Origin of the sequence: Eubacterium ramulus ATCC 29099 (genome assembly GCF_000469345.1) — a bacterium.
In the GTDB taxonomy this organism is placed as follows: Bacteria; Bacillota; Clostridia; order Lachnospirales; family Lachnospiraceae; genus Eubacterium_I; species Eubacterium_I ramulus.
In genome coordinates this window covers 19,558-29,416 of record NZ_KI271169.1, presented here as the reverse complement: position 1 = coordinate 29,416, position 9,859 = coordinate 19,558, and the positions used below count along the sequence as shown (strand labels likewise).

General features: G+C 44.3%; 10 protein-coding genes. 1 reads left to right on the top strand and 9 read right to left on the bottom strand.

Features of this window, described 5'->3' with window-relative positions:
- Positions 1-25: 25 nt before the first annotated feature.
- Together spoIIP and gpr are read right to left on the bottom strand one after the other, a co-directional pair.
- Complete coding sequence (gene spoIIP / locus HMPREF0373_RS12475) at positions 26-1,228, bottom strand: stage II sporulation protein P (RefSeq protein ID WP_242831215.1); 1,203 nt, start codon at positions 1,226-1,228, stop codon at positions 26-28.
- 112 nt (positions 1,229-1,340) lie between these two features.
- Positions 1,341-2,369 (bottom strand): GPR endopeptidase, encoded by a 1,029-nt coding sequence (gene gpr / locus HMPREF0373_RS12470; RefSeq protein ID WP_021740102.1) that lies wholly within the window; start codon positions 2,367-2,369, stop codon positions 1,341-1,343.
- Positions 2,370-2,574: 205 nt separating this feature from the next.
- On the opposite strand from gpr, the gene rpsT reads away from it, so the two are divergent.
- Complete coding sequence (gene rpsT, locus HMPREF0373_RS12465; protein WP_022036345.1) at positions 2,575-2,838, top strand: 30S ribosomal protein S20; 264 nt, start codon at positions 2,575-2,577, stop codon at positions 2,836-2,838.
- Between the two features lie 83 nt (positions 2,839-2,921).
- Here rpsT and trpD read toward each other — a convergent pair whose 3' ends face one another.
- The 7 genes from trpD to trpE all read right to left on the bottom strand — a co-directional run bounded on the left by trpD (position 2,922) and on the right by trpE (position 9,765).
- A complete protein-coding gene (gene trpD, locus HMPREF0373_RS12460) occupies positions 2,922-3,935 on the bottom strand; it encodes an anthranilate phosphoribosyltransferase (protein ID WP_021740100.1) in 1,014 nt (337 codons plus the stop codon).
- 85 nt (positions 3,936-4,020) lie between these two features.
- Positions 4,021-4,809, bottom strand: a complete 789-nt coding sequence (trpA, locus tag HMPREF0373_RS12455) for a tryptophan synthase subunit alpha (protein WP_021740099.1) — start codon at positions 4,807-4,809, stop codon at positions 4,021-4,023.
- Positions 4,810-4,888: 79 nt separating this feature from the next.
- Positions 4,889-6,079 carry a tryptophan synthase subunit beta gene (gene trpB, locus HMPREF0373_RS12450; RefSeq protein ID WP_044964363.1) on the bottom strand — a complete coding sequence of 397 codons (1,191 nt, stop codon included), beginning with the start codon at positions 6,077-6,079 and terminating at the stop codon, positions 4,889-4,891.
- Between the two features lie 110 nt (positions 6,080-6,189).
- The gene (locus tag HMPREF0373_RS12445; RefSeq protein WP_021740097.1) at positions 6,190-6,825 is read right to left on the bottom strand and encodes a phosphoribosylanthranilate isomerase; all 636 of its coding nucleotides are present in this window, start codon (positions 6,823-6,825) and stop codon (positions 6,190-6,192) included.
- 104 nt (positions 6,826-6,929) lie between these two features.
- Positions 6,930-7,703, bottom strand: coding sequence for an indole-3-glycerol phosphate synthase TrpC (trpC, locus tag HMPREF0373_RS12440; protein ID WP_021740096.1), 774 nt, complete (start codon positions 7,701-7,703; stop codon positions 6,930-6,932).
- Between the two features lie 62 nt (positions 7,704-7,765).
- Positions 7,766-8,356 carry an anthranilate synthase component II gene (locus HMPREF0373_RS12435; protein ID WP_021740095.1) on the bottom strand — a complete coding sequence of 197 codons (591 nt, stop codon included), beginning with the start codon at positions 8,354-8,356 and terminating at the stop codon, positions 7,766-7,768.
- Entirely contained in the window at positions 8,353-9,765 is a 1,413-nt protein-coding gene (trpE, locus tag HMPREF0373_RS12430; protein WP_021740094.1) for an anthranilate synthase component I, read from the bottom strand. Before trpE ends, HMPREF0373_RS12435 begins: the two co-directional genes overlap by 4 nt.
- Positions 9,766-9,859: the final 94 nt, after the last annotated feature.

The window sequence follows — 9,859 nt, the reverse complement described above, 5'->3', positions numbered from 1 at the left end:
TCAGGACTTCTCCGTAGCTACGCTACTACTTTCCGCTCAACACCTTATCCAACACCTGTGCCAGCGGATCCATGGCATTCACTGCCTCCTGCAGTGTATTGGTCTGTGCCCCGACCTCGATCAGCAGCGATTTCGGGCAAAGATGCATGTTGTACCGATAACTTTTCAGATAAATTTTGCGTGTAAATCCCGGATATAGTTCCGTCGCCGCCAGCTGCATTTTCAGAGACATCGCCAGATTGTCTTCAATATAAGGATTGCGCAGATAATCAATATCTCCGGTAGCCGTTGTCTTGCTCAGCCCATTGAAAAACATCACCTGCGCCATATCCACACCATTGATGTTTGTTGCCAGCCGCGTCGTATCCGCCACACCGTCACGATGCAGATCGATCACCACTTCTATCGAAGGATGATCCTGCAATATTTTCTGAATAGCCGGAGCTGCTACATTATACGCATGATCCCGGTCTGTATCATAGATTCCCGTATCATGTAATACATGATAACCGTATGTATCCTGTAAAATCTGTGTCAGACGGTTTCCGACCGCGATCACGGATGTGTTTGGATCTCCCTCCACAGAATCCGCATAGCCTTCGGAACCATGGGTATGATAGATTAGAATCTGTGGTACATCTTCCGTAGTTTTCTGGATCGTGCAATTCTTATTCAGCAGATTTTGCACCACCAGCTGTGAACTGTTGATGGTAGTGGATTTGTCCACTGTATAATAATGCTGGATCAGATAATCAAAATCATTCAATTTTTCCAGCGATACGAGATTTTCCCCAGCCGACGCTGATGCTGATGCCGTCTCAACTGACGGATTACCATTTTCACCTGTCTGCGTATTCCCGGAACCTGTCTGGTCCACAGAAATGTCTTTATTTTCCTCTGAAGCATCCGCCGCCTGTGTCTCCTGCGGATCTTTCTTGGCCAGAATCTGCTCATAAGACAACTGACTCTCTGACTGCATATCATACATAGTTGTATCGTCTTCTTCTATATATAACGACTGTACTGCGCTGCCGGAAGCCAGCAGCGGTGCATACTGTTTCAGCATCTGATAACAGATCTGATATTGCAGCCGATTCCACAGATTGGTGTTATGGATCGCAAATACCGCTATAAGCGCAGTGAAAAACAGTACGAGGAAACCGGTTCCCCGCACTATCCAACGTACGCCTCTCTCTTTTCGCTTTCTTTTCCTTGTAACTTTTAACATTTTTCCCATATATACTATATATGAAATTGTGTCTGAATTATGCTTACATTTTATGGTTCTTTATTTCTTCCGCTTCTGCCATTTTACAGTATAATATTTCAAGCATAACCGATTACCCGCAAAACGCCAGATTGATGGCTTCGGATATCGTATAGCTCATCCGCTTGATCTCCGCATCAATATCCTTTGGTGTTACAAACATATGGTTCAACTGCGGAGACAGCAGTTCCCGGACCAGATTCCGGTGTTCCGCCTCTGTCAGTCTGTTCCACGAAGTCTTCAACGGCTGCAGGCTTTCCGCATGTGCCAGTTCATCAATCAGGGCAGACATAGAATCATAGACGATCGTCGCCGCTTCTACTACGGTCGGAATACCGATAGCGATGACCGGAATCCCTGTGGTTTCTTTTGTAATACTGTAACGGTGATTTCCCACACCGGAACCCGGATAAATCCCTGTATCTGTAATCTGGATCGTCCGGCCCAGACGGCGGACACTGCGGGCAGCCAGCGCATCTACCACGATCAGATAATCCGGTTTTACTTCGCGGATAATTCCTGTAATAATCTCCTGGCTTTCCATGCCTGTCTGGGCCATAACGCCGGGCACAATGGCACTGACGGGCTGCACCTGCTCATTTTCATAGGCCCGTCTGCCAAATTCTTTTATAATATGCCGTGTGATATACAGATTGTCTGCCACCTGCGGTCCCAACGCATCCGGTGTCACAAGACGATTGCCAAGGCCGGCTACCAGGATAGACGTACCCTCCAGCTCATGCTTCGCTTGTGCGAATCCTTTTCTGCTTACTTTTTTCTGATTTTCAGTACTTTCTTTATAATTCTTTTGCTTATCACAAACCGGGATCAGTTCTTTCAGAATCTCTGCCAGACGCTTTGATATCTCCCGGTGATAATCCTCATCATCTTCGATCATCTCAGCTGCTTCCAGTGTAATATAAGTTCCTTTCGGTTTTCCCATCTGTTTTGCACCATTCTCTGTAGTGATCCGCACCGTCGTAATGTGGATCTGTTCTTCCCCATAATCTTCTTCCGTGACTGAAATTCCTTTCGTCTCTTCCTGTGCTTTGGTGATCCGTTCATTTTCCTCTACTGCAAGGTCTGTTCTGACTTCAAACATATAAAAACACCCCGATTTCTTCTAAGTTTTCATAGTATTGTAAAAAGTACAAACAATTATACCAATTTTTTCATTTTTTTCGGTTTTTCCCTTGACAATTCCAATTTCTGACCCTATAATACATGAGTATGTTTACATTAGTTCGTCCGTGTCCGGCTTTAATGTAACAATCATTTAAGAATTCTCAGCATGGGAGGTGTACAGATTGGCTAACATTAAATCAGCAAAGAAAAGAATCTTAGTTGCGCAGACAAAGACAGAAAGAAATAAATCTATCCGTTCTTCAGTGAAAACAGCTATTAAAAAAGTAGAGGCAGCTGTTGCAGCAAATGATAAAGAAGCAGCTTCTGCAGCATTAGTATCCGCTACTTCCGTTATCAGCAAAGCTGAATCTAAAGGTGTTTATCACAAAAACAATGCTTCCAGAAAAATTGCTCGTTTAGCAAAATTAGTGAACAGCATTGCGTAACAAGTGCGAATAAATACGAATTAATAAAGAACAATTGGTGCCGTCATACCAATTGTTCTTTTTTTGCAATTCTTTATTATATATCATTTCGTATAATTGACCAGATTTTCCAGCACTTCTGCCGCTTTTCCTGAATCAATCGCTTCTTTTGCAAGAATGATTCCATCTGCAATACTCTCAGCCTTTCCGCCGATATAAAGTGCCGCACCTGCGTTCAGCAGTACAATCTCACGTTTTGCTCCCCGCTCTTCCCCGGAGAGGATCGCACGGGTAATCTCTGCATTTTCTGCGGCCGTTCCGCCCTGCAGTTCTGCCAGATCTACGGTCTTGAATCCAAAATCTTCCGGTGCGATCTCATAGGTTTCTACTGTTCCATCTTTTAGTTCTGATACAACAGTCTTTGTACTCAATGTAATCTCATCCATATGATCTCTGCCACTGACTACCAGAGCACGTTTGACACCAAGCTGCCCCATAACAGATGCAATGATTTCTGTCAGTGCCGGATCATAGACACCGACTACCATACCCTTTGCTCCGGATGGGTTTGCCAGAGGACCAAGGATATTGAATACGGTACGGATTCCCATCTCGCTTCGCGCCTGTCCCACAAACCGCATGGATTTGTTAAAGGTCTGTGCAAACATAAATCCAATGCCGACTTCATCCACGCATGCTTCTACTTTTTCCGGTTCCATCATGATATTTACACCAAGCTGCTCCAATACATCACCGGCACCGCTCTTGCTGGAAATGGAACGATTGCCATGTTTTGCCACAGAAACACCGGCTGCTGCCGTCACAATGGCAGATGTCGTAGAAATATTGAAAGAATACGTGCAATCCCCTCCGGTTCCAACCAGATCAATATAATGATCGGAATGCGGATGAATATGCTCTGCTTTATCTGCCAGCACAGAGGCCAGACCAGCGATTTCATCAATCGTCTCTCCTTTCATCCGCAATCCGGTCAGAAAAGCTCCGATCTGAGCCTGTGTAGCTGCACCGGTCAGAAGAAGTTCCATGACTTCTCCTGCCTCTTCCCCTGTCAGATCCTGTCTGTCTGCTACTCTCTGAATTGCCTGTTTCATATCCATAATACTAATTACTCCTTTTTCACAACCAACTGTTCATAAGACTCACCCGAATTTCATACTCAAATCTTATGAAAATCAAGCATTTTTATTTCAACTCTGTCTTAAAAGTCTGAATATATGCTTTTGCCACATCCAGATCATACTGATTTTCTTCCATCAAGTTAATAAAATGAGAACCAACGATGGCACCATCAATAATATCCTTCATTGGTGCTACATCTGCTGCAGTACGAATACCAAATCCCATCATGACCGGAATCTGAGCCTGCTCTTTTACTGATTTCAGATAAGAAATAACTTCTTTGTGGAAACTTGCACCCTGACCGGTGACACCCATGGATGATACGCAATACACAAATCCTTTTGCATCTTTCAGAATTTCCGGAATACGTTTACCGGATACCGGTGCTACCAGCTGGATCAGGATTGTTGCATTCTGTTTTGCCAGTGCATCTTTTAACGGCTGCTGTTCTTCCAATGGAAGATCCGGAATGATCAGTCCATCCACACCGACCTTAGCACATTTCTCCGCAAACGCTTCTAATCCATAATGAAGCACGGTATTGTAATACATCATAAATACGATTGGCAGTTCACATCCATCTTTTCGGACTCCATCCACCAGTTCAAAACATTTCCTTAAGTTGGTTCCCTTTAAAATAGAACGATAGGACGCATCCTGAATGACCGGTCCGTCTGCTGCCGGATCAGAAAACGGAATACCAAGTTCCAGAATATCCAAACCTGCTTCCTCCTGTGCACGGATCAGCTTTGCGCAATGATCCATATCCGGAAGTCCTGCAGTAATATATGTAATAAATGCTTTTTCCTTTTTTTCCTGTAATGACTGTAATTTTTTCTCTATACGGTTCATGATCTTCTACTCCAATTTATTTTCCTTGATTCTTTCACTTCTGATTTCAGTGTAATAACAAATAGCATGTGTTTTATCCTTAGTTCAGATAACCTTTCCCTGCCAGATAGTTCGCAATCGTATTGACATCTTTGTCGCCGCGTCCGGACAGACACACGATCATGGACTGCTCCGGTCTCATTTCTTTTGCCTTTTTAAAGGCATATGCCATGGCATGTGCACTTTCGATGGCCGGAATGATTCCTTCCAGTTCGCATAATTCCATCAGTGCGTCCATTGCCTCTTTATCCGTGATCGATACATACTGTGCTCTGCCACTGTCACGCAGATATGCATGTTCCGGTCCCACACCCGGATAATCCAACCCTGCCGAAATGGAATGTGCCAGCTGAATGTTTCCATCTTCATCCTGCAGCAGATAGGAACGCATGCCATGCAGGGTTCCCGGCTCTCCAAGAGCCATAGCTGCCGCATGTTTTCCTGTCTCTACACCAAGTCCTGCTGCTTCCACACCGATCAGCTGTACCTCTTTTTCCTCGATAAATTCTGCAAACATACCGATGGAATTAGAACCGCCACCTACGCAGGCCATAACCACATCCGGAAGTTTTCCTTCAGCCTCGTAATGCTGCGCTTTTGCTTCTTTGCTGATGACACGCTGGAACTCTTTGACCATCTTCGGATACGGATACGGACCTACGGCAGAACCAATAACATAGAACGTATCCTCCGCTGTTTTTGCCCAGGTGCGGATTGCCTCGTTTGTGGCATCTTTTAAAGTGTTGCTTCCTGACTCTACGCTGACTACTTTTGCCCCAAGCATCTCCATACGCATTACGTTTAATGCCTGACGCTCAATGTCTTCTTTTCCCATGTAAACGGTGCATTCCATGTCAAACAGTGCTGCGCCGGTTGCGGTTGCAACACCGTGCTGACCTGCTCCGGTCTCTGCAATGACTTTTTTCTTACCCATACGTTTTGCCAGCAGAATCTGACCGATCACGTTGTTGATCTTGTGCGCACCGGTATGATTTAAGTCTTCCCGTTTCAAATATATTTTGGTGCCGTATTTTTTGCTGAGACGCTCTGCATAATACAGCGGTGTCTCACGCCCTACATACTGTTTCAGGTAATAATTGTACTGCTTGATAAACTCCGGATCTCTGATGGCTGCCTCAAATGCCTCATCCAGTTCCTCTAAAGTATTCATTAATGACTCAGACACATACTGTCCTCCAAATTCTCCGTAATATGTATTTTTCTTGTTCATAGTTTTAACCTTTCTGTCTTTCTCAAATGTTACGTTGCATTTTTCTGGTAAAGCGGACATTCGCAATCCGCTTTCACTACCTGCTCTCCAAATCTTATTAAAGCAATGTCTCAACAATGCTTCACGGCGGAAATGAATTTGCGGATCAAATCTGCATCTTTAACTCCGTTTCGTTCCACGCCACTGCTGACATCCACCACATCCGGATGCAACATCCGGATTCCGTTTTGCACATTTTCTATATTCAGACCGCCTGCCAGAATAAACTGACGGTTTTGTATTTTCAGTTTTTCAGGAAACACAAATGTCTGTTCTTCTGCTTCCCATCCGAAAGTTTTGCCGGATCCGTATTCTGCTCCGTCTACCACATACCCCCGGATATTGGATGACTGTACAAACAGCTCATCTGCATTTTCCTCTGTACTTCCTGCGATATTCACTGCCTGCCACAATGCCAGACCTCCGTCTGACTGACAATCCGCCGGGATGGCCCCGTGAATCTGGATCAAATCAAATCCCATATCATTGAATTTTCCTACTTCGTCTTGGGATGGGCTGACACACACCGCAACTGACTGGATCTTCGGATTTTTCTTCAATTCTTTTATTAGCATCTCTGCTTTTTCATAGCTGACATTTCGTTTGCTTTTTTCAAAAAAAACAATTCCCGCATAATCAGCACCGTATGCATTGACTGCTTCGATGTCCTCCGGTCTGCTCAGACCGCATATTTTTACTTTCGTCATCTCTTCACACTTTCTGTAACTTTTGATTTACAATCTGTTGTAAAGCGGACATTTGCAATCCGCTTTCGCTACTTGCTCATGAATGCAGTCGCTTTTTCGTTCCATTACAGTGCTTTCCAGTGTTTTGCCAGTTCCTGTGGATTAGCGGCTTCCATAAATGCACGTCCGATCAAAAATGCATCCACACGGCATTCTTTCAGATATTTCACATCCTCATCTGATACGATACCGCTCTCTGCTACAAAAATGCGGTCATCCGGAACCATCTTGCTCAGACGCTTTGTAGTATCAAGTTTAATTGTGAAATCTCTGAGATCCCGGTTGTTGACACCGACAATCTTCGCTCCGCAATTTAATGCCCTATCCATTTGTTCTTCCGTATGAGCTTCAAACAGGGCATCCAGTCCCAGTTCCGTGGTCAGCTGATAAAAATCTTTCATCTGCACATCATCCAAAATTCCGGTAATCAGAAGAATTGCATTGGCACCAATCACTTTTGCCTCATAAAACTGATATTCATCGATCATAAAATCCTTCCGTAATATCGGAAGTGGTGAAATTTCCCGGATTTCTTTCAGATAATGCACAGTTCCAAGAAAGTGGTCCTCTTCTGTCAGACAAGATATACAGTCTACAGATGCATTATATTCGTCGATCCGTTTTGTCAGATCAATCTGACTGTTGATATTCCCGAGACTTGGTGAAGCCTTTTTGAATTCTCCGATAATGGAGATTCCCGGTTTTGCAAGACCCTCATAAAAACTTGCCGGATGTGCCTCACACTTTTCTGCCATCTTCCGCATCTCCGTCATTGAAATACGGGATTTATGTTCCACCAACCGTATTTTTTTATCTTCCACAATTTTATCTAATATCATCTTTTTTACTCCTCTACACACCTTCACAACTCACTCGCACCATTTGTCACTATGCGATCAGCTCATTTCTCATTCTTCTCGACTGAGGTAAACTGTGACAAAAAGTTTTCCATCATGCGTTTTCCGTGTTCGGTATACACGGACTCCGGATGGAACTGTAATCCGATCACCGGATATTTTTTATGCTGCATGGCCATTATTTCTCCGTCCTCTGTGGTGGCCAGCACTTCCAGGCAATCCGGAAGATTGTCTGCGGACACCGCCAGAGAATGATATCTGGCTACCCGGATTGGAGACTCGATTCCGTCAAAAATTCCGGTTCCGGTGTGATGGATCAGAGACTGCTTTCCATGATACAGCTGTTTTGCATAAGTAACGGTTCCCCCCAGTGCCTCACCGATGGTCTGGTGTCCGAGACAGATGCCAAGGATTGGAATCTTGTCATAAAACTCCTTCACCACATCCAGGCAGATACCGGCTTCCTTTGGGCTTTTCGGTCCCGGTGAAAGTACAATCTTCTCCGGTGCCATCTTGCAGATTTCCTCAATGGTGATCTTATCGTTTCGAACCACCTCAATATCCTCCCGAAAGATTCCCATATATTGATATAAGTTGTATGTAAATGAATCGTAATTATCGATCAGTAAAATCATAATATTTCCTCCGCTACCAGTGTTTTTGCCAATGCCATAGCTTTGTTACAACACTCCTGATATTCCTTTTCCGGAACGGAATCTGCAACAATCCCGGCGCCGGCCTGAAGATATACGTTTTCTCCTTTTTTAATCATTGTCCGGATCGTGATACAGAAATCCATGTCCCCGGAGAAGTCCACATATCCGGTGGCTCCGCCGTACAGGCCTCTGCGTACTGTCTCCAGTTCATCAATGATCTCCATGGCACGAATCTTCGGGGCTCCGCTTAATGTTCCTGCCGGAAGAAAGGATGCCACCAGATCAAATGGATGATACGTTCCTTTTTTTCGCCCCTCCACCAAAGATACAATATGCATCACATGAGAGTAATACTGAATTTTCATAAAATCTGTCACTTTAACGCTTCCAAACTCGCTGACCCGTCCCATATCATTTCTCGCCAGATCCACCAACATGACATGTTCCGCTTTTTCTTTTTCATCTGCTAACAGTTCATCCGTCAGACGTTTGTCTTCATCTTTTGTTTTTCCTCTCGGTCTTGTTCCGGCAATCGGGCAGGTATATACCCGTTTTCCCTGCTGCTTCACGATCATTTCCGGAGAACTTCCGATGACTTCAAAGGATCCGAAATTAAAGTAGTACAGATACGGAGATGGATTCAGTTCCCGCAGTTCCCGGTACAGATCAAATCCGCTCTGCTTTGTCTCCAGTGTCCATCTCTGGGATAATACTGTCTGAAAAATGTGCCCTTCCCGGATATAGTGTTTGATTTTTTCAACTTTTGCACTGTATTCTTCCAGCGTATCTGACTGGCGTATGATCCTGCCGTCCCGCTGAAACCGAAATGCACTGGCCTGACCTCTGTTTTTTCTGGCTTCCCGGATCATGTTTTCTGCCTCTTCCAGCGCTTGCCGTTTTCCATCTTCATCATCGGATCTCAGCACCACGGCTGTCATAGTCTCTGCCACATGATCGATCATCAGGAACTTTGTCATCAGCATCATCTGAATGGTCTCAATGCCGATTTCATCCGGATTATCGTCCGGAAGGACTTCTGTATATCGGATAAAATCATAACCAAGCTGTCCCACCAGTCCACCGGAGAAATTCAGCTCCGCATGATCATTTTTTATCTCAAATTCACTGTAATATGCTTTCAGCTGATTCAGCGGATTTCCTTTCCAAACTTCTCTGCTGCCATCCGCTCTGGTAATCACCAGGGACTGTCCCTCGGAAGAAATCAGTTCCTCCGGTTCCGCTCCCATAAACGTATAACGGTCATAATTTTTATCATAGCTTTCCAACAGGAATCCAACTTTATTTCCCACAAGATTCTGATACATGCCAATTGCAGTTTCATTTACAATACTGACGGTTTTTTTGTAAACTCTCAATGTACGCTTCATTTTTTCCAGTCCTTTCTATCCTGTAACACTTTCCGTGGATATCCAAAGGAATGATTACGAACCTTTTCTCTTTTCTGATTTTAAATCAAAAAAA